This window comes from Veillonella sp. CHU732 (assembly GCF_003992085.1).
Lineage (GTDB): Bacteria > Bacillota > Negativicutes > Veillonellales > Veillonellaceae > F0422.
This window is the reverse complement of record NZ_RQVC01000006.1, coordinates 19,839-39,836: the sequence shown is the minus strand read 5'-3', so window position 1 is coordinate 39,836 and position 19,998 is coordinate 19,839. Positions and strand designations below refer to the sequence as shown.

The 19,998-nt window shown below is 39.5% G+C and carries 18 protein-coding genes and 2 tRNA genes; 18 read left to right on the top strand and 2 right to left on the bottom strand.

Features of this window, described 5'->3' with window-relative positions; translation table 11 throughout:
• Positions 1-585 precede the first annotated feature (585 nt).
• The 5 genes from EO121_RS03845 to EO121_RS03825 all read left to right on the top strand — a co-directional run bounded on the left by EO121_RS03845 (position 586) and on the right by EO121_RS03825 (position 8,805).
• Positions 586-1,893 carry a dicarboxylate/amino acid:cation symporter gene (locus tag EO121_RS03845; protein WP_127166155.1) on the top strand — a complete coding sequence of 436 codons (1,308 nt, stop codon included), beginning with the start codon at positions 586-588 and terminating at the stop codon, positions 1,891-1,893.
• A gap of 249 nt (positions 1,894-2,142) precedes the next feature.
• Positions 2,143-3,813, top strand: coding sequence for a formate--tetrahydrofolate ligase (locus EO121_RS03840; RefSeq protein ID WP_127166153.1), 1,671 nt, complete (start codon positions 2,143-2,145; stop codon positions 3,811-3,813).
• Positions 3,814-3,821: 8 nt separating this feature from the next.
• Positions 3,822-4,442, top strand: coding sequence for a cyclodeaminase/cyclohydrolase family protein (locus EO121_RS03835; RefSeq protein WP_127166151.1), 621 nt, complete (start codon positions 3,822-3,824; stop codon positions 4,440-4,442).
• Positions 4,443-4,472: 30 nt separating this feature from the next.
• On the top strand, positions 4,473-7,481 hold the full coding sequence (locus EO121_RS03830; protein WP_127166149.1) for an AAA family ATPase: 3,009 nt from the start codon (positions 4,473-4,475) through the stop codon (positions 7,479-7,481).
• 22 nt (positions 7,482-7,503) lie between these two features.
• Complete coding sequence (locus EO121_RS03825; RefSeq protein ID WP_127166147.1) at positions 7,504-8,805, top strand: Na+/H+ antiporter family protein; 1,302 nt, start codon at positions 7,504-7,506, stop codon at positions 8,803-8,805.
• A 443-nt stretch (positions 8,806-9,248) separates the two neighbouring features.
• Here EO121_RS03825 and EO121_RS03820 read toward each other — a convergent pair.
• Positions 9,249-9,324 (bottom strand) — tRNA-Lys (locus EO121_RS03820).
• A gap of 241 nt (positions 9,325-9,565) precedes the next feature.
• Here EO121_RS03820 and rpmG point away from each other — a divergent pair.
• From rpmG to EO121_RS08635, 12 genes are all read left to right on the top strand, one after another.
• Positions 9,566-9,715, top strand: coding sequence for a 50S ribosomal protein L33 (gene rpmG / locus EO121_RS03815; RefSeq protein ID WP_062401675.1), 150 nt, complete (start codon positions 9,566-9,568; stop codon positions 9,713-9,715).
• Positions 9,716-9,751: 36 nt separating this feature from the next.
• Positions 9,752-9,976, top strand: a complete 225-nt coding sequence (secE, locus tag EO121_RS03810) for a preprotein translocase subunit SecE (protein ID WP_127161188.1) — start codon at positions 9,752-9,754, stop codon at positions 9,974-9,976.
• A 12-nt stretch (positions 9,977-9,988) separates the two neighbouring features.
• Positions 9,989-10,525: a transcription termination/antitermination protein NusG gene (gene nusG / locus EO121_RS03805; RefSeq protein ID WP_127166145.1), complete on the top strand. Its 537-nt coding sequence runs from the start codon at positions 9,989-9,991 to the stop codon at positions 10,523-10,525.
• A gap of 105 nt (positions 10,526-10,630) precedes the next feature.
• Complete coding sequence (gene rplK / locus EO121_RS03800) at positions 10,631-11,056, top strand: 50S ribosomal protein L11 (RefSeq protein ID WP_062401677.1); 426 nt, start codon at positions 10,631-10,633, stop codon at positions 11,054-11,056.
• Positions 11,057-11,127: 71 nt separating this feature from the next.
• On the top strand, positions 11,128-11,838 hold the full coding sequence (gene rplA, locus EO121_RS03795; RefSeq protein WP_009353433.1) for a 50S ribosomal protein L1: 711 nt from the start codon (positions 11,128-11,130) through the stop codon (positions 11,836-11,838).
• Positions 11,839-12,019: 181 nt separating this feature from the next.
• Positions 12,020-12,523, top strand: coding sequence for a 50S ribosomal protein L10 (rplJ, locus tag EO121_RS03790; protein WP_126939438.1), 504 nt, complete (start codon positions 12,020-12,022; stop codon positions 12,521-12,523).
• A 52-nt stretch (positions 12,524-12,575) separates the two neighbouring features.
• A complete protein-coding gene (gene rplL / locus EO121_RS03785; protein ID WP_009353354.1) occupies positions 12,576-12,947 on the top strand; it encodes a 50S ribosomal protein L7/L12 in 372 nt (123 codons plus the stop codon).
• A gap of 413 nt (positions 12,948-13,360) precedes the next feature.
• Positions 13,361-14,083: a YaaA family protein gene (locus EO121_RS03780; RefSeq protein WP_127166143.1), complete on the top strand. Its 723-nt coding sequence runs from the start codon at positions 13,361-13,363 to the stop codon at positions 14,081-14,083.
• Between the two features lie 28 nt (positions 14,084-14,111).
• Positions 14,112-15,224 carry a [FeFe] hydrogenase H-cluster radical SAM maturase HydE gene (hydE, locus tag EO121_RS03775; RefSeq protein ID WP_127166141.1) on the top strand — a complete coding sequence of 371 codons (1,113 nt, stop codon included), beginning with the start codon at positions 14,112-14,114 and terminating at the stop codon, positions 15,222-15,224.
• Positions 15,225-15,242: 18 nt separating this feature from the next.
• Positions 15,243-15,809 (top strand): carbonic anhydrase, encoded by a 567-nt coding sequence (locus EO121_RS03770; RefSeq protein WP_127166139.1) that lies wholly within the window; start codon positions 15,243-15,245, stop codon positions 15,807-15,809.
• Positions 15,810-15,859: 50 nt separating this feature from the next.
• A tRNA-Ser gene (locus EO121_RS03765) sits at positions 15,860-15,950 on the top strand.
• 270 nt (positions 15,951-16,220) lie between these two features.
• The gene (locus tag EO121_RS08635) at positions 16,221-16,391 is read left to right on the top strand and encodes a hypothetical protein (RefSeq protein WP_164723833.1); all 171 of its coding nucleotides are present in this window, start codon (positions 16,221-16,223) and stop codon (positions 16,389-16,391) included.
• Positions 16,392-16,628: 237 nt separating this feature from the next.
• On the opposite strand, the gene EO121_RS03760 is transcribed toward EO121_RS08635, so the two are convergent.
• Positions 16,629-17,288 (bottom strand): YigZ family protein, encoded by a 660-nt coding sequence (locus EO121_RS03760; protein WP_127166137.1) that lies wholly within the window; start codon positions 17,286-17,288, stop codon positions 16,629-16,631.
• A gap of 347 nt (positions 17,289-17,635) precedes the next feature.
• Between EO121_RS03760 and EO121_RS03755 the strand changes: the two genes are divergently transcribed.
• Positions 17,636-19,789 (top strand): cation-translocating P-type ATPase, encoded by a 2,154-nt coding sequence (locus EO121_RS03755; RefSeq protein ID WP_127166135.1) that lies wholly within the window; start codon positions 17,636-17,638, stop codon positions 19,787-19,789.
• The last annotated feature ends 209 nt before the right edge of the window (positions 19,790-19,998 follow it).

Below are 19,998 nucleotides of genomic sequence, written 5' to 3'. Positions count from 1 at the left end.
TATAAGGAAACAGGGAGGTAGAAAGGTCCTGGGAACGGTGGAATAAAAAAAGTAAGCCGGACAAGAAAAAATACCATGACCATCTTTAAGATGTTCATGGTATTTGTTGATAGGGTTCTTTAGGTCATCTGTAGGGAAGAGTAGAGGAGAAGACCTAAAGATGTGAATGAAGGATGTCTATCTATACACGACATACCATAGAGGTAGCATGGTAGAGGTAGTTGGTTATGTCGTATACATATATTATGAGGCCCTATAAAAGGAGTTGAGGAGTTTATAATATACGTACATCACTTCACAAGAAAGAGAGTATCATAGTGTTGCTACTCTTTATGTGTAGTATAAACTAGAAACGTCAAAAGAATGTCAAAACATAAAACTTTTTATTAAAAATTTCTTGAAAAAAAGATTTGTATATTTTTGTGTACACTAATTGTACTATTGTATCTCTGTAAAGGATTTGTTATAATACTTTCTATAGAATTTTAGGATAGGTTTTGAAAGAGACATTCTGTACTTGTACACCATCGCCTCTTTTTATATAACCTGAGCAAGTATTGGTATGTAAAAAGGAGATTCTATACTATGTTAAAGAAAATTGGACTGTCCGGGTGGATAGGCATCGGCCTCTTGGCTGGTGTGCTAGTAGGTGCAGTGGCACCAGATTTTGCGAAACAATTAAAACCTTTAGGTGATGTATTTATTCGCATGATTAAAATGATCGTAGTACCTTTAATTTTTAGCTCCCTAGTCATGGGTATCGCTGGCACAGGGGACTTTAAAAAATTAGGCCGCCTTGGGGGAAAAGCGATTCTATGGTTTGAATTAGCTACTACGTTGGCACTATTTATCGCGCTGTTTGCTGTGAATGTAGTAGAACCAGGAGTAGGTGTGAACTTGACAGCGAGTGGTGGCGCTACAGAACTCGTTAACAAAGCAGCCTCTAAAGGTCAAATGGACCATGTGCAAATGTTAGTGAATATTATTCCAACAAATATTATTGATGCCATGGCTCGTGGAGATATGTTACAAATTATCTTCTTTAGCTGTATGTTTGCTATTGCAGCAGCAAGTTTGGGTAAAGAAGGAAAACAAATTGTAGACTTATCAAAAAGTATAGCCCACATCATGTTTAGAGTGACTCATTATGTCATGTATATTTCCCCTATCGGCATTTTTGGTGCTATTGCGTATACAGTAGGTGCCTTTGGGATTGAAATGCTGATTCCATTATTAAAATTAGTATTTACTTTATATGCAGGGCTCATTGTGTTTCTTGCCATCGTACTGGGGATTGCATCGGCTTTAACAAAAGTGAACTTATTTAAATTATTCTTCGCACTGAAAGAGCCTACTATCCTAGCGTTTACTACCGCTGCATCGGAAGCTGCTTTACCAATTGCTATGGAAAAATTGAAAAAGATGGGGATTCCTAATCACATTGTAAGCTTTGTACTTCCGTTAGGATATACATTTAACTTAGATGGCTCTACATTGTATTCTGCATTAGCAGTTGTATTTATTGCACAAGTGTATGGGGTACCATTCCCTATTGATCAACAAATTTTAATGATGATTACCTTGATGTTATCCACTAAAGGGATTGCAGGGGTACCAGGAGGTTCCTTGATTGTAGTCGCAGCTACCAGCGCAGCGTTTGGACTTCCGGTGGAAGGCTTAGCTTTAATTTTAGGCATTGACCGGGTCTTAGATATGGGCCGTACCGTATGTAACTTATTAGGTAACTGCATTGCAGCGGCTATCGTAGGCCGTTGGGAACATGAAGTGTCTGCTGAAACATTGACCCGACATATCGAACATCCATTAACAGATGAAGAAGTAGCTGCATTAGAGCAAAAACACTTAGAAGCTATGGCTAACACGCATGCATAATAGAATATAAAATATCTAGACACCATATGTATCTTTCACAGGTATATATGGTGTTTTTATAACTTGTTATAGATATGTTTTTTGCATTTATTAATAGACGAAATATGTAAATTCGTTGTATGATGTTCATAATAAACTATTTCTTTACTATAGTACTAGTGAAAAGTATGGCAGTTTGGAAAGGTAAAGAATTGTAGTAAGGTTGTTACAGCCATGCAAGTGCATGGGGATACATAAGGAGGGAGACACATGTTAAGTGATATTGAAATTGCTCAACAAGCTGAGATGAAACCAATTGTAGAGATTGCTAAAGGATGCAATCTAACAGAAGATGAATTGGAATTATATGGAAAATATAAAGCAAAAGTATCCTTTGACGCAATGGAACGTTTGCAAGATGCACCCAATGGTAAGTTGGTACTAGTCACAGCCATCACACCTACACCAGCAGGGGAAGGCAAGTCTACCACCACGATTGGATTGACACAAGCTTTACAACAAATTGGTGTAAATAGTATTGCCGTGTTGCGTGAACCATCCTTGGGCCCTGTGTTTGGCGTTAAAGGTGGTGCTGCTGGTGGTGGTTATGCGCAGGTAGTGCCAATGGAGGATATTAACCTTCATTTTACAGGAGATATGCATGCCATTACGGCGGCTAATAACCTATTATCTGCAATGATTGACAATCATATTTTCCAAGGTAATGCACTACAGATCGACGTGCGTCGCATTAGTTGGAAACGTGTATTAGATATGAATGATCGTGCTTTGCGTAATGTGGTCATTGGTATGGGTGGTCCTATGAGTGGTGTACCACGGGAAGATCATTTCATGATTACCGTAGCCTCTGAAATTATGGCTATTCTATGCTTGGCTCGTGATTTAGAAGATTTAAAAGAACGATTTGGTTGCATTGTCATTGGTACGAACCTATCTGGAGAGCCTGTATTTGTTCACCAATTGGGCTGTGAAGGGGCGATGGCACTCCTTATGAAAGATGCTATTAAACCGAACTTAGTACAAACGTTAGAGCATACACCAGTATTGATTCATGGAGGTCCATTTGCGAATATTGCTCATGGATGTAATTCGATCATTGCTACTAAGCTAGGACTAAAATTAGGCGATGTAGTCATTACAGAAGCAGGATTTGGCGCTGATTTAGGGGCAGAGAAATTCTTGCATATTAAATGTCATTATGGAGATATCTTCCCTGATGCGGTGGTCATCGTAGCGACTATTCGAGCTTTAAAAATGCATGGAGGCGTGCCAAAATCAGAGTTGACCAAAGAAAATGTAAAAGCACTAGAACGAGGTTTTGTCAACTTAGGAAAACAAATTACCAATATGAGAGCCTTTGGCTTGCCAGTATTAGTGAGCATTAATAAATTTGCTACAGATACACCAGCGGAAATCGATGCGTTATTACAATTATGTGATCACTATGGTGTGGATGTGAGCCTCAATGAATGCTGGGAAAAAGGTGGCGCCGGCGGTATTGATATGGCGAAACAAGTAATGGGTATGCTGGAAGGAACAGATATACAGCCAACTGCTTTATACGATGTGAAAGATAGTATCCCTAACAAATTGACAGCGATTGTGAAAGAAATTTATGGCGGTAATGGAGTCGAATTTACTAGTGCAGCGAAAAAGCAAATTGCGCAATTGGAAGAGTGGGGGCTGGCAGATTTACCAGTATGTGTAGCAAAAACACAATACTCCTTAAGTGATAATCCAGAGCTATTAGGTGCACCTACAGATTTTACCATCACTGTACAAGATGTACGGATTGCTAATGGAGCTGGGTTCATTGTGTGTCAAACAAGTAATATTATGGTCATGCCAGGATTGCCGAAACAACCGGCCGCACTTGATATGGATGTCACTGCAGAGGGGACTATTAAAGGATTATTTTAGGAGGAATGATGGAATTACATAACGCATCTGTACTAGACTTTATTCGCGACCTTGGATCTAGTGCACCCGCTCCAGGTGGCGGTAGCGTGGCAGCTATGAATGGTGCCATGGCGGCTGCTTTAATTGAAATGGTGGCGAATTTAACGATTGGGAATGCAAAGTATGAAGCGGTCCATGAAGAAATGAAAAGCATTCAAGAAGCTATGTGCCAAGTGAAAGAAGAATTTGTCCATTATATCAATCAAGATAGTACTGCTTTTATGGAGTTAATGGGAGCTTTCAAACTGCCGAAAGAAACAGAAGAAGAAAAAAGATTCCGTAAAGCAGAAATACAACGTACAACGAAACAAGCGGCCTTGGTGCCTTATGAAATTGGTAAATTGGCGTATACCTTATTGCCATTGGCGGAAACAGTCATTGTAAAAGGAAATGCTAATGCCATTACGGATGGAATGATTGCTGTCATTAATGCAAAAGCCGCTGTAAAGAGTGCTTTTTTAAACGTAAAAATCAATTTAGGATCTATACAAGATGCAGAGTTTGTAGCACAATTGGCAGACAGTATGGAAGAGATAGAATCTGTGTTAGATGCAGAAGAACAACGATTGTTAGGTCTTGCTAAGTTATAAGACTCATCGTAATGGAATGAAGGAAATCATATGGGGATAGAAATTCATTTATTAGGGACACCACGCATACAAGTAGATGGGAAAGATATCTTTTTTACCTATGGAAAAGTGCAAGCCCTCATTTATTATATGGTGGTGAAAGGAGTAGCCCTCCGAGATGAAATCAGTGGTTTACTATGGACAGAAAAATCAGAGGTCAATGCCAGAAAAAACTTAAGAAATGCCATTTACGAGGCAAAAAAACTGTTGGGGACAGATGTATTTGTATCACCGAGAAATGCTGTACTACAATGGAATCCTACATCGCATATCTATGTGGATGTCCATCAATTTCAAAGGAATCCTAAACAATATATAGATATTTACAAAGGGGAATTTTTACAAGGGTTTTATGTAAAAGAGGCAGAAGCTTACGAAGATTGGTATTTAGGAGAGAGAAGTCGACTCAAATCTCTTTATATGGAGGCTGTATACGACCTTGTAGACGAGGGGATTGAAGAGAAAAATATCACTTGTATTGAAAGGTATATTCCGGTGTTGTTATCCTATGATCCTTATAATGAGGAACGGTTTAGTGCGATTTTAGAACTTCTTATGAGTCAAGGGTTCATAACTATGGGGAAACAATTATACCAACAGTTACAATGTATGTATGCAGATGATTTAGATGAAAGTGTACCTGACTCTCTTCGAGAAGCCATGCATGTATCCAAAATACAAAAGCAAGAGGCCGTGTCTTTTGTAGAACATACGATGCTGAAAGGCCGCGATGCAGAAGCAGGTGAGGTACAGAAATATTTGCACTACTTTGAAGAGACGCCAGTAGCTTTGCGTATCACAGGAGATACAGGAAGCGGTAAAACAAGTCTAGTAGAATATATACGAGATAAAGTAGAGCCCTATCGATGTGTGTTAGATAGCCAATGTTATGAAGAGGAGCAAGGCTTACTACTGCATGCGTGGATTCCTATTATAGGGAAGATACTGGAAGAAATTGAATTACAAGGGGTAGAAAATATTGAATTACGGCGCATTTATGAAATCTTTCCGCAGTTAGACCGTCGTATGGCTCGAGATTTAGGGTTTTTAGAGGTTACCGAAGCGTTACCCTTTGATGTGGTGTATCAAGCAGTATCAAATTTGCTAGAACAGGTGTCGGAAGAAATTCCTTTCACATTGATCTTTGAGGATGTGCAATGGATGGACTCCTTAAGCTTTTCTTTGTTGAGTTTGTTGCTGTTACATCATAGTTCTGAACGTCTCATGATGATTGTCACTGATGTAGATGAAGTGAAAGGTATGCATCAACGAACCTTGCAAAGTTTAGAACAGCAGAAAGCATTGCAAAGAATTTCTTTGTTACCTTTGCCAGACGAACGGATACGAGAGTTTATCTTAGACCGAGAACCTACGTTACAGGATACAGACATAGTGAATCAATTAGTGGAAGTCAGTCGAGGCAATCTGTTGGTGCTCATAGAAAGTATGCAACTATGGAAAGAATATGGCTCCATTTATGGGTTGACCAAAGATATGGAACTGCTCTATAGCAAGAAATGTGATACTTTATCAGAAGAAGAGCGAAAATTGGTGGATTTTATCAGTTTATTCTACAATGAAGCACCATTGGGCATGATTGAACACTATATGGGCTTGGATAAATTGCGTCTTTTACAAACCTTAGAGGAATTGGAAAGAAAAGGGTTCATTGATTATCGTACACAACATGGTGAAGTGCAATACAGCTTATGCCAATATAAGTGCAAAGAGTACTTACGGGACCAAATGGCAGTGGATCGGCGTCAAATTTTACATGCTTATTTGGGGGAAGCTTGGGAAAAACGATTGACTCACTCCAAGGAAGATATGATTCGCTATAAGCAACTGGAATTTCACTTCCGTGAAGCGGGACAATACAAAAAATCTTTAATGTATAAATTGAAATCTTTTATGCATTACTTAAACTTTAATAAAGATGCCTCTCCAGAACTTGGGGTAGGAGAATTATCCTCTGTCTATGCAGGGTACTTTATGGGAGAAGTAACGGGAAAAGCCTTACAGGAAATAGAAGACGAGTTAGACTATGTGTACACATTGTATGGAGATGTGCCAGACGTGCGTGCTTTAGAACTACCTTATCTATATGGAACAGGTAAATACCATATGAGTATAGGTGATAAAGAACGAGGCTTACGATACTTTCAAGAATTATTAGAAGAAAGTACGGAGCAAGAAGCATCGAATTATAAGTTGAAAGCATATAAAGAGATAATTTATTATCACTTGCAAATGCGCCATGCTCTTGAAATTCATCAGTATACGTCGAAGGCGTTGGCATTGGCAGAACAGTATCATTTCAAAAAAGAAATAGGTGTTATTTTGCGGCTGAAAGCGTTGGCTTTCATTATGGAAGGTCAGCCAGAACAGGCAATTCCCCTCCTAGAGGAATCCATACGATTATTCTCGGTAACTCAAACGGTAGCGCGTAGATATGCTATCAATATCGCAGCTGCTTATAACTACTTAGGAGATATTGAAAAAAGTCAGTCTCGTCTAGAGAAAGCATTAGAGATGTATCAAAAAGCGCTGGACTATTGCGATAAAACAGAGTTATATAGTTCATGGATTGTATTTGCCACCAATGCGGGTATGACTGCCTTTGCATTGCAACAGTATGAAGTAGCGGCTACGTATTTTCAAAAGTCCTATGAATTATGCTTGCAATATACCATAAGTCGACGGAGACCGACCATTGAGGCCTACCTTGGTTTGTTAGCACGAATTCAAGGGGATATACATACAGCTGTGTCCTATTTGGAATCTGCGCAATCTCATGGTGTAGTAGAGCAACATGGACAAGAAGTTGGGCGCGTGCATTGGGCGATTTGTTTCTTCAAAACTGAGTATCCTAGTGCAGAGGTGGATCAAGCATTTTCCGAAAGCTTGGCTACCTATGGTACAATAGCATTGCAACAATTAGATGGCTATGGAGATGTATGGGAACGAACGTACCTAACACAGTTGCTCCAAGCCGAGTAAGTACAAAAGAAGGAGATCCTACATGGATATAGTGTTAAACCCCATAGTGTTATCAGTCATCGCTATGTCGATTCTGTGTTTGCTACGATTTAACGTGTTGTTATCAGTTATCGTAGCTTCTCTGGTAGCAGGATTGGCAGGGGGCATGACAGTAACCACTACGATTGAGTCTTTAATCGGTGGCATGGGTGGCAATTCGGAAACTGCATTCAGTTATATTTTATTGGGCGCCTTAGCCATTGTTATTGGGCGATCTGGGCTAGCCACGGTAGTCACTAAAAAGATTACCAATATTGTAGGTACGAAAAAAGTGGCATTTACCTTGCTCATCGCTTTTGTATCCTGCTTTTCGCAAAATTTAATTCCTGTGCACATTGCCTTTATTCCTATTTTGATTCCCCCATTGTTAGTAGTTATGAATCGTATGAAGTTAGACCGTAGAGCGGTGGCATGCGCCTTAACATTTGGTCTAAAAGCACCTTATGTATCCTTGCCAGTTGGCTTTGGCTTACTGTTTATGACCATTATCAAAGATCAAATGGTGGCTAATGGTGTGAATGTATCTATTTCAGATATAGCTTCTGTCATGTGGATTGGCGGTATATCGATGGTGGTAGGATTATTGCTTGCCATTGTGTACTATAGCCGAAACCGTGAGTATGAAGATATTGCGGTGGTGCAAGAAGAATCTACAGAGCATACAACTCGTATGACGCCGGATTGTTGGAAAGGATTAGCCGGAGCAGCGGTGGCTTTTGTGGCACAGCTGTATTTTAAATCTTTGCCGATTGGAGCGTTGGCAGGGCTAGCTGTATTTTTTGCTACAGGACTTATCAAATGGTCCAAAATGGATGAAGATGTGGATGGTGGTATTCGCATGATGGGGACCATAGCCTTTGTCATGTTAATAGCAGCAGGCTATGCGAATGTATTGCGAGAAACAAACTCCGTAGAACATTTAGTAGCAGCCACAGTATCTATTATTGATTCTAAATTAGTTGGAGCTATCGTGATGCTTATCGTTGGATTGCTCATTACTATGGGAATCGGTACATCTTTTGGTACGATTCCTGTCATTGCATCCATATATATTCCTATGGGATTGCATTTAGGATTTTCCGTGCCGGCTATCATTTTGTTAATCGGTATTGCAGCCGCACTAGGTGATGCGGGGTCACCTGCATCAGATTCTACATTAGGACCTACATCAGGACTCAATGCAGATGGACAACATAATCATATATGGGATACTTGTGTGCCAACATTTATATTCTATGACATTACTTTGTTAATCGGTGGTGTTGTAGGGGCGCTGGTGTTATAATGGAAAAGGACTGTCGCAACATGTAGGAATACATGTTACAGCAGTCCTTTATTGTATAGAATTAGTATAAGAATGATTGTATTTCTGTTACAGATTGAGTGGAGCAAAGAATAGGACGATGTAAATAATAATTAGTTAAATAAAGCGAGCAAGAGACATCCAAGTACGATGAGAACAATAATGAACAGAATTAAAGAAAAAACAAAAATGCCGATAGATTCGAATAACATAAATATGACATCGATGAAAGAGATAAGTGTAGATAAGAAAAATTTGAACATAAGAGATACTCCGTGAACTGCGTGCATTTTTTAATTAATCAAGTTTGTAAAAAATAAAGTGATGTCAAACTGATGTCAAAAAGATGTCAACTTGAAAAAGTTGCGTCAATCAATATTAATGCTGCAAAACAAAAGAACCGCACGGCTGTGCGGTTCTAAATATGGTGGAACACCAGGGGTTCGAACCCTGGACCCTCTGATTAAGAGTCAGATGCTCTGCCAGCTGAGCTAGTGTTCCATAAGACGAGATAAATTATGTTTTTATTATAGACCTATCATTCAAATTTGTAAACGAAAAATTTATAATTTACATAGGTAACTGCTTGCTATTTATGAGGTTTTATGTAATAATAGAGGAGTCAGGAATTGCCTGGCTTTTTTAGATTGCATTTGACATAGGCTTCCACTTTGTGGTAGTCTATATTAGTATGTTTATGAAGTAATAGCCGTCTAGGCACTTTAAAGAGAGGTGTAAACTGATGCGTAACGCAGTAACTATGGCTTGTACTGAATGCAAGCAACGTAACTATCAGACAAACAAAAACAAAAAAAATAACCCAGATCGTATTGAAATGAATAAATTCTGTAAATTCTGTGGTAAACACACGTTACACCGTGAAACAAAATAATTGTTAATTATTTGTTGACGTGAGGAATGTGATATCATGGCAGGAACTAATTCAAAAGCTCAAGCACAACAAAACAATAACGGTAAATTCGTTCGTGAAGTGCGCTCTGAGCTCAAGAAAGTAGTCTGGCCTACCAAAAAAGAGCTTGTGAACTATACGATTGCCGTATTTGTAGCAGTAATTTTAATTTCTGCTATTATTGGTATCGTTGACACAGTATTTGCAGAACTTTTTAAATTGTTAAAGAGTGCTGTAAGGTAGGAGGCTTTTTTAATGGGAACAGATAAAAAGTGGTATGTCTTACATACTTACTCAGGCTACGAAAACAAAGTAAAAACCACTTTGGAGTTGAAAGTTCAAGCGATGGGAATGGAAGATGTGATTTCACGCATCTTAATTCCAATGGAAGATGAAATCGACGAAAAAGATGGCGTAAAAAAAGTAGTAAAACGCAAAGTCTTTCCAGGCTATGTGCTGGTAGAAATGGAAGTGAATGATGAATCTTGGTATGTGGTGCGTAATACACCAGGTGTTACAGGATTTGTTGGTTCGGTAACAAAACCAGTGCCACTATCTGATTCTGAAGTAGCCTATATCTTGAAGTCTCAAGGTTTAGACCAAGAACCAGTACAAACTCTTGATGTTGAAGTAGGAGAAACTGTCCGAATTACATCCGGTGCCTTTGAAGATAGAACAGGCGTTATTACTGAAATCAATCACGATCATGCAAAACTACGTTTGAATGTAGAGATGTTTAATCGTGAAACCCCAGTAGAGGTAGGATATTCTCAAGTTGAGAAGATTCTTTAATATATTATATAACTCTAACCTTTTTAGGCGGCCGGGAGGTTGCCAGTGGGAGGGGCAATTTCGCTCCGTTACCACCACATTTTGACGCAAGGAGGTGTAATCACCATGGCTAAAAAAGTTAGTAAAGTTGTGAAATTACAGTGCGAGGCTGGTAAAGCGAGTCCAGCGCCACCGATTGGTCCAGCTTTGGGTCAAGCAGGTGTTAACATCATGGGCTTCGTTAAAGAATTTAACGAAAGAACAGCTCAACAAGCTGGTCTTATCATCCCAGTTGTTATTACTGTATACGAAGATAGAAGCTTCACTTTCATCACAAAAACTCCACCAGCTGCAGTTTTATTGAAAAAAGCAGCAGGTATCCCAAAAGGATCTGGAGTACCTAACCGTGATAAAGTAGCTAAAGTTGGTCGCGATAAAGTTCGTGAAATCGCTGAACTTAAAATGCCTGACTTAAATGCTAACACTGTTGAGCAAGCTATGCGTATGGTAGAAGGTACTGCACGCAGCATGGGCATTGAAATCGTTGATTAATTAGCGTACGGTATGTGACTCACATATCGGTGGGAGGGACATCCCGTTACACCACATAAGGAGGAATAAAAATGGCAAAAGTAGGTAAGAAATATGCTGAAGCAGTAAAACTTATCGAAGCAGATAAATTCTACGAACCAGTAGAAGGTATTGAATTAGTTAAGAAAACTGCCACTGCAAAATTCGACGAAACAATCGAAATCGCTTTCAATTTGAACGTCGATCCTAAATACGCTGATCAACAAGTTCGTGGTGCCGTTGTATTACCACATGGTACAGGTAAAACTCAACGCGTACTCGTATTTGCGAAAGGCGACAAAATTAAAGAAGCTGAGGATGCTGGCGCAGATATCGTTGGTTCCGAAGAATTAGTAGCAAAAGTACAAGGTGGTTTCAGCGACTTCGATGTTGTTGTAGCTACTCCTGACATGATGGGCCAAGTTGGTCGTTTAGGTAAAATTTTAGGTCCTAAAGGCTTAATGCCAAACCCTAAAGTTGGTACTGTAACACCTGATGTAGCTCGTGCTGTTAGCGAAATTAAAGCAGGTAAAATCGAATACCGTACAGACAAAGCTGGTATCATTGCTTGTCCTATCGGTAAAGCATCTTTCGATGATGCGAAATTACTTGACAATTTCCGTACAATCGTTGATACTATTGTTAAAGCTAAACCTGCAGCAGCTAAAGGTCAATACATTAAAACTGTGACACTTAGCTCCACTATGGGTCCTGGCGTTCCTATGAACGTGTTTAAATTAACAAGCACTAGCAAGGAACAATAATTATATATGTTCTCTTAGCTGTAGACGGCTGGCATCATTTGATTTAATGAGGAAACTCGCCCGCTGAGGCTGAATCCAATCTATTATGGAATGGTTCTCGACCTCAACGTCTTCGTTGAGGTCGTTTTTACGCTAAGATAGTACATAGAAAATCACCAAAAATCTACAAGGAGGTATTCTAATGGCTGTCACTCAACAAAAACAAGCAGTTGTAGCTCAAATGAAAGAAACTCTTTCTCAAGCGAAAGGTGCTGTATTAGTTGGTTATAGCGGTTTGACTGTTGCTCAAGTAACAGATCTTCGTCGTAAATTCTTGGCTGAAGGTGTAGAATACAAAGTAATCAAAAATACTTTGACTCGCATCGCTGCTAACGAATTAGGTTACGAAGCTTTCTCTGAGCATTTAGAAGGTCCTACTGCATTGGCAACTTCTAGCACAGACGCTGTAGCTCCAGCTCGTATTCTTGAAAACTTCATTAAAGACACAAAAACTGAAGCTTTAACTGTTAAAGCTGGTATTGTGGAAGGTGAAGTTCTTGACGCTGCAAAAGTACAAGAAATTGCAAACTTGCCGAACCGCGAAGGTATGCTTTCCATGCTTCTTTCCGTGCTTCAAGCTCCAGTTCGCAATGTAGCGTACGCAGTAAAAGCTGTTGCGGAAGCAAAAGACGAAACTGTTGCATAATAGCAACACAATTAACTAAGAAAACATATATCAAAAATGGAGGATATCAATCATGGCATTGAACATCGAAAACATCGTTGCTGAATTAGAAACTGCAACTATTTTAGAACTTAACGATCTTGTAAAAGCAATCGAAGACAAATTCGGCGTAACTGCTGCTGCTCCTGTAGCTGTAGCTGCTGCTGGTGCTGCTGCTGGCGGTGCTGACGCTAAATCCGAATTCGACGTAATTCTTAAAGACGCTGGTGCTTCCAAAATCAACGTAATCAAAGTTGTACGTGAAGCTACTGGTTTAGGCTTAAAAGAAGCTAAAGCTATCGTTGACGGCGCTCCTGCTGCTGTTAAAGAAGGCGTAGCAGCTGCTGACGCTGAAGCTTTAAAAGCTAAATTAGAAGAAGCTGGCGCAACAATCGAATTGAAATAATTGATTTGCTAGTCAAAACCCCTTGAACACTTGTGTTTGAGGGGTTTTCTTTGTGTATAGAGCCCTCCAAAGGGTGGTAATGGTCTTAGTATCTCTATATAGGGTTATAAGGGCAAACTGAGTTGGTTTTAATAGCAATGTGCTTAGTTAGATAAAAGTTTCGTTGGGGTTTTAAAGCTGTTATAGGACCTAGAGGTAGGATAAACGAGTGGAGTGTATCATGTATATGTTTGTATTTTTTAATATATATGATAGAATCCATATCAAAAGTATTCGATATATGGTATACTAGATAAGTATAAAGATGTTGTAAATAATACAAAGTTGAAAATTTTTAAATGCACTTTTAAATGTATTTAAAATGATGAGACACATCAAAGGATAGATGTGTTAATAATAGAATAGAGGACAGAATGAAACTAATTATATCCCCTAGTAAAACAAAAGATATAAAAGGCACTCTTAGTGGACCTATGTTTGCACCGCATATGACGGAGCAAATTGTGAAACACATGCAAGGTGTATCAAAAGAAGGTCTAGGGAAAGCTTTAAAAATAAAAGATACAGTCTTAGATGAAGTATATGATTTTTATCAACATTATGACAAAGAAGTAGAAGGTATGGCGGCGCTTAGCTATGACGGGCTATCTTTCAAAAATTTTGATTATGATGGACTTTCAGAGGAAGGAAAAGTATTCGCTAATACCCATGTATGGATAGGGTCTGCCTTGTATGGCTTAGTAGCCCCTAATAGTGGTATCAAAGGATATCGGCTGGATTTAATTGATCCTGTATTGAAAGAGGAAAAAACAAATCTCTATGCGTGGTGGCAACCTTTAGTGGATTCCGCTGTAGGTGAGGAAGATTGGATAATCAATTTGGCATCTAAGGAATATTCTAAATGGATTAACCATCCTAAGATGGTGACCTTAGAATTTTTAGAGCATCGTAATGGTGTGTGGAAGCAGCTAAGTACTTCATCAAAACAGATGCGTGGATCTTTGGCGCATTATATCTGTGAACATCAAGTGACAGAACTTTCAGAGTTACCAAAAGTATTAAAAGGATTTGTATTGGATCCATTGCCTACAGCTATAGATGGGTCAATTACCATTGCCTATCGTAAGGAATTATAAGTATTACATGTGTTCTAATAGAGGAAATATGACAGTAGATAGCATTTTACAAAAAGACCTTGTCGGAGACGAGTGGTTAACGGAAGAGGAGTTACGATTTCTTATGACCATTACGGATGAGGGAGAATTACAAAAAATATATAAAAAAGCCTATGAAGTAAAAGCTGCTTATGTAGATAAGGTGGCCTATTACCGTGGACTCATTGAGTTTTCCAATCGTTGTATCAAAAACTGTTTATATTGTGGTATCCGTCATGAAAACAGCAAGACAGAACGATTTGATATGTCTCGTGATGATGTATTAAAAATGGCACAATGGGCCTACGATCATGAATATGGTTCTTTAACATTACAGTCCGGAGAACGCACGGATGATGACTTTGTAGATTATGTGGTGGATTTAATTCGAGATATTAAACAGTTAAGCAACAATGAGCTAGGCATCACCATGTGTGTAGGGGAGCAATCGGAAGAGGCGTATAGACGTATGCGTGAAGCAGGCGCTGACCGCTACCTTCTTCGCATTGAAACAACGAACAAAGACTTATTTGAGATGATTCATCCAAAGGATGCCTTACACTCCTTTGAGACACGTGTGAATTGCTTGAAGTCTTTGCGCAAGGTAGGATTTCAAGTCGGTACAGGGGTTATGATTGGTTTACCAGGACAAACATTAGATGATCTTGTCAACGATATTTTATTTTATCGTGATATGGATATCGACATGATTGGTATGGGACCGTATGTGGTACACCATGATACTCCTCTAGGGCAACGTGCTTTGGAGTTAGGTATAGACTCACAAGAGGGTAAACTAGAGCGGGTACAGTTAGGATTAAAAATGATTGCCTTAACACGTCTATTCTTAAAAGATGTGAATATTGCAGCTACTACAGCATTACAAGCTTTAGACAAACTAGGTCGTGAAAAAGGATTGGCCGCTGGAGCGAATATCTTAATGCCTATCATTACAGTACCAGAACATCGTGCGAAGTACTTGTTGTATGATAACAAACCTTGTGTAGATGACAATGCGGACCAATGTAAAGAATGTTTAACTCGTCGAGTGATGTCTATTGGTGACCGTGTAGGCTGGAAACAGCAAGGCAATTCACAACATTATAAAAAACGAATTCGATAATTTCATGTGAGGTGACTGATGAATTTATTAAATGAAATATTACGACATAATCGAGAATTTCTAGACAGTACGACTAAAGAACATGGGGATGAGCCTCCAACAGTAAGTAAGGTGCCAACTCGTGAAATTGCGATTTTGACGTGTATGGATACGAGATTAGTGAACTTTATGGAGAAAGCTCTCGGCATTGAACGGGGTCATGCAAAGGTGATTAAATCGGCGGGCAACTCCATTTCAGGTATGTTTGATAGCGTGGTACGTAGTTTACTAGTTTGTATTTATGAGCTAGGAGTATCTGAAATTTTTGTGATCGGCCATTATGAGTGCGGTATGGCGAAAACTACTTCTGAAAGTTTGACTACAGCTATGTTGTCGCGTGGTGTAGCACCTGAGGCGATTCAAATGGTGCGTCACGAATTAGAGCATTGGGCTGATGGATTTTCTCACCCAGTAGATAATGTACAAGAAACGGTGAGCATGCTTCGCATGAATCCATTGATTCCAAAGGATGTAGCAGTCCATGGACTAATGATGCATCCAAACTCTGGAGAAGTTGAAGTTGTAGAAGTTGGCTATGAATTATAAAAAATGATTGACAAGTAGAATCAACTTGTGATATCCTTAATGGGTATCGTGGAGGATTACTCAAGAGGCTGAAGAGGACGGTTTGCTAAATCGTTAGGTCGGGTTACCGGCGCTAGGGTTCGAATCCCTAATCCTCCGCCACAGACAAGAGCACATATGCTGGCATGTGTGCTCTTTTGTTTTCTCTATCATTAAAAATCGTCAAATAAACGTCAAAAAGTTATGGACGATATGCATGTTAGTTATAATTAAATTCGATTTAATAAAAAGACTATAAAAAGTATTATAAAAAATAGTTTATGAGATAATAACTATCTGTCATTTCACAAATGGTCTAGACTCTTGTATACTACAGACATGCAATAAGAACATACACTTTAGGGTGTATATACAAGGAAGGAAGTAACTAATATGAGTTTAGTATCAGCATGGATAGAAAATTTAAAAGAACATCGTTTAGAAGCATGTGAAGCAAGCCAATGCAAAGATAATAGCATTAAAGGCTGGCCACATCCTTGGACTTCTGAATTACAAGATGAAGAAGTTGTAGAAGTATTTGTAGCAGAATGCTGCAACAATTAATTTAGCGTACTTTCCCTTTATATAGAGGACTCCAACAAGAAGCACAAAAAACCACGGTGAAGGAAGACACCGTGGTTTTTTGTTGCTCTTTTGGAAAATCCCATATCATTTGTTCATCAGAGTTGGAACAGAAATTTTATTAGTCTATTACATAACTGATTGATGTGCTGAGAGAGGAGATGGACTGCAGTAACTCTACTATTCTATTACCAATTGCATATATGTGACATTTAAACATCAGTTTTCAGCTATATCAGCAACATATGGTAATTCTACCATGCGAACTTCTTGCAATTGCCAAGTTAGATTGCCCCCAGTTAGGTTGGTCAAATCTGTTTCTAAGGAAGTCACAGCTTCTGGTTCTACATAGATTTCAATAGATACTAGATCTGTAAACGATGCTGTATAGTGAAGCTCTAGAGTTTGTAGTTGGCGTTCTATGGCTCCAAAGTTAGAATAATCTATGGAGATAGTTACAATTTGACGTGGTGCAATGAGTAGTTTAGGCCCTTCTTGGACAGCCTTGGCTGCACTATGAGAGTAGGCACGAATGAGTCCCCCTGCACCTAATTTAATGCCACCAAAATAACGAGTCACTACGACAGCCACATTGGTGATCCCCGTCTTTTTTAACACTTCTAACATTGGCTTTCCGGCTGTACCAGATGGCTCCCCATTGTCAGAGGAACGCTGTTGTTCTTGGCGAGGACCAATGGCATAAGCTGTACAGTTGTGAGTAGCATCCCAAAATTCTTTGGATATACGTTGGATGAAAGCTTGTGCTTCTGCTTCAGTAGTAACAGGAGCAATAGAGGAAATGAAACGTGACTTTTCTATGATATATTCAGTTCTAAATTCATTGGCTAGAGTGATATAAGATTGTGGAATGTCTGACATAGGAACTCCTGAATAAGAATAATAAAAATGAGTTTACAATCGTTGAATACTTATAGTATAACACAAGTTAGTGGAACACTGTTGCTATATGAAATATAGAGTGTCAGGCCTGTATGTTTGGACAGTGTAACATAGACTAGAGACAGTAGTTTGTGTAAACACGGTGGGTTAGACAATCGATAGCCATCAAATCGGTGTAAGCCACATACTGCAAGATTTGTATAAGAAATATACTGTTAAATTTGTATAGGGTATATACTATGAAAAAGGTTGGATATATGTTAATATATTCATAGTAATAAATATAGGTATCTTTCACATAGAAGCATATAGCATGAGGAGGAAGTATGCATAAAGAAGAATTTTCTATTATTGGCATGCACTGCGCTGCTTGCGTAGGGCGTGTAGAAAAAGCAGTTAGCAAATTAGATGGTGTAGAAGATGTGAAAGTCAATTTGCTCACCAATAAAGGAACCGTAACGTATACAGAAGATAGCACAATAGGTGCTACAGAAGTCATCGCAGCCATTGAAAAAATAGGCTTTGGTGCGCATGTGGCTACGGATGAAGGCGTGATGGTAGAACCGCCATCCCATAAAAAACAATATATACGACTAGGCGTAGCAGCGCTCATGTCTATCCCTATGATGGTATCCATGGTGGGACACTATCTATGGCATTGGCCGATGTTATCTCATGAAATTGAATTAGTCTTAGCTACGATCGCTCAATTTGGTACAGGTTGGATTTTTTACACGGGTGCTTTTGCGGCGATTCGGAGTGGTACACTTACTATGGATGTACTAGTAGCATTGGGGACTTCTGTAGCATATGGATTTAGTATTTACCAAATGGCGGTAGGGAAGCATGATCTCTATTTTGAAACCTCTGCGTGGCTTATTACATTTATTTTGCTAGGTAAATTATTAGAGGATATCGCTAAGGGTCGTACGTCTGAGGCTATTCAAAAATTAGTGGCATTACAACCTAGCGTGGCCCATGTGGAACGCAATGGGGAGTGGATGGACATTCCTACGAAGGAGATTGTCCTAGGTGACAAAATCCAAGTACGGGCCGGCGAAAAAGTGCCAGTAGATGGAATTATTTTAGAAGGTCATTCCACAGTGGATGAAGCTATGTTGACAGGTGAAAGCGTACCTGTAGAAAAAGGTCAGTCTAGTCAAGTCATAGGCGCCACAGTTAACATGTCGGGCACATTTATTATGAAAGCCACTGCTATTGGGGAGGAAACTATGTTATCCCAAATCATCAAAGTAGTGGAACAAGCACAAGCATCTAAAGCGAGCATTCAGCGTATCGCGGATGTGGTAGCATCCTATTTTGTGCCGGTAGTTATCGGTATTGCCATTCTTACCATGATTATTTGGTATTTTGTATTAGGATCTACGGTAGGAGAGGCTTTATTATATGGCACAGCTGTGCTTGTAATTGCCTGCCCGTGCGCCTTGGGCTTGGCGACACCCACATCCATCATGGTAGGTTCAGGCCTTGGGGCAGAACATGGTGTGCTTATTAAAAGCGCAGAATTTTTAGAAAAAGCAGGTCATATCAATGCCATCATCATGGATAAAACTGGGACTTTAACGGAAGGAAAGCTATCTGTTACGAAAGTGATATATACAGCAGGTGATGAAATGTATAACTTAGCTTTCACAGTGAATCTTGAAAAAGGTTCTACTCACCCTATTGCACAAGCCATTGCTAAATACGGTGCTAGCAAAGGCGTGCCACAAATGATCGTGAAAGACTTCCAAGATATTCCAGGAAAAGGATTGGAAGGACGTATAGCGGATAAATTGATTCGGGTTGGTCATACTCGCTGGATGCAAGAACTAGGTGTTGATATCACGCCATGGCAAGCAGAGATTCACAGCTTGGAAGAACAAGGCAACTCCGTATCTATCTTGCTAGTAGACGGCGCAGTACATGGTATTTGGGCTGTGGCGGACACATTACGTCCAGAAACGCCTGAGGTTGTAAAGGCTTTACAAGAGCAAGGCATAGATGTATGGATGGTGACAGGCGATAATGCGCGCACAGCAAACTATGTGGCATCGCAAGCAGGAATCACCCACGTGGTAGCTGAGGTATTGCCGCAAGACAAAGCAAATACCATCGCCACATTACAAAACCAAGGAAAATCCGTTGGCATGGTGGGAGATGGTATCAATGATGCGCCAGCTTTAGCGCTAGCAGATATTGGATTTGGTATCGGTCATGGTACGGACGTAGCCATTGAGGCGGCGGATATCGTATTAGTGCGAAATGATTTGCGCACCTTAGTACAAGCCGTGACGATTAGTCGTAAAACGATGACAAATATTAAACAAAATTTATTCTGGGCATTGATCTTTAACTGCATTGGTATTCCATTGGCAGCCATAGGGTATTTGAGCCCTATCATTGCCGGAACCGCCATGGCATTTAGCTCTGTTACGGTGGTGAGCAATGCATTGCGATTAAAACGTGCAAAAGTGTAATCATCGGCCTATATGATGATCCGGAGATGTTCATCATGGTGTTGGAATAGTTATGTAATAGGACTTACATGAACATTCACCGTATGATATACAATAGAAAAGGACTATAACAAATACGATCTAGGTACGATTTGCTATAGTCCTTTTTATGATTGTTATACAAAATGCTGGAATTATGTATATAAGAGTGGTCAGTAATAGTTTTAACA

Excerpts from the sequence above, each read along its gene's own strand:
- EO121_RS03845 (WP_127166155.1), top strand. The coding sequence starts at position 586 with ATGTTAAAGAAAATTGGACTGTCCGGGTGGATAGGCATCGGCCTCTTG.
- EO121_RS03840 (WP_127166153.1), top strand. The coding sequence starts at position 2,143 with ATGTTAAGTGATATTGAAATTGCTCAACAAGCTGAGATGAAACCAATT.
- EO121_RS03835 (WP_127166151.1), top strand. The coding sequence starts at position 3,822 with ATGGAATTACATAACGCATCTGTACTAGACTTTATTCGCGACCTTGGA.
- EO121_RS03830 (WP_127166149.1), top strand. The coding sequence starts at position 4,473 with ATGGGGATAGAAATTCATTTATTAGGGACACCACGCATACAAGTAGAT.
- EO121_RS03825 (WP_127166147.1), top strand. The coding sequence starts at position 7,504 with ATGGATATAGTGTTAAACCCCATAGTGTTATCAGTCATCGCTATGTCG.
- rpmG (WP_062401675.1), top strand. The coding sequence starts at position 9,566 with ATGCGTAACGCAGTAACTATGGCTTGTACTGAATGCAAGCAACGTAAC.
- secE (WP_127161188.1), top strand. The coding sequence starts at position 9,752 with ATGGCAGGAACTAATTCAAAAGCTCAAGCACAACAAAACAATAACGGT.
- nusG (WP_127166145.1), top strand. The coding sequence starts at position 9,989 with ATGGGAACAGATAAAAAGTGGTATGTCTTACATACTTACTCAGGCTAC.
- rplK (WP_062401677.1), top strand. The coding sequence starts at position 10,631 with ATGGCTAAAAAAGTTAGTAAAGTTGTGAAATTACAGTGCGAGGCTGGT.
- rplA (WP_009353433.1), top strand. The coding sequence starts at position 11,128 with ATGGCAAAAGTAGGTAAGAAATATGCTGAAGCAGTAAAACTTATCGAA.
- rplJ (WP_126939438.1), top strand. The coding sequence starts at position 12,020 with ATGGCTGTCACTCAACAAAAACAAGCAGTTGTAGCTCAAATGAAAGAA.
- rplL (WP_009353354.1), top strand. The coding sequence starts at position 12,576 with ATGGCATTGAACATCGAAAACATCGTTGCTGAATTAGAAACTGCAACT.
- EO121_RS03780 (WP_127166143.1), top strand. The coding sequence starts at position 13,361 with ATGAAACTAATTATATCCCCTAGTAAAACAAAAGATATAAAAGGCACT.
- hydE (WP_127166141.1), top strand. The coding sequence starts at position 14,112 with ATGACAGTAGATAGCATTTTACAAAAAGACCTTGTCGGAGACGAGTGG.
- EO121_RS03770 (WP_127166139.1), top strand. The coding sequence starts at position 15,243 with ATGAATTTATTAAATGAAATATTACGACATAATCGAGAATTTCTAGAC.
- EO121_RS08635 (WP_164723833.1), top strand. The coding sequence starts at position 16,221 with ATGAGTTTAGTATCAGCATGGATAGAAAATTTAAAAGAACATCGTTTA.
- EO121_RS03760 (WP_127166137.1), bottom strand. The coding sequence starts at position 17,288 with ATGTCAGACATTCCACAATCTTATATCACTCTAGCCAATGAATTTAGA.
- EO121_RS03755 (WP_127166135.1), top strand. The coding sequence starts at position 17,636 with ATGCATAAAGAAGAATTTTCTATTATTGGCATGCACTGCGCTGCTTGC.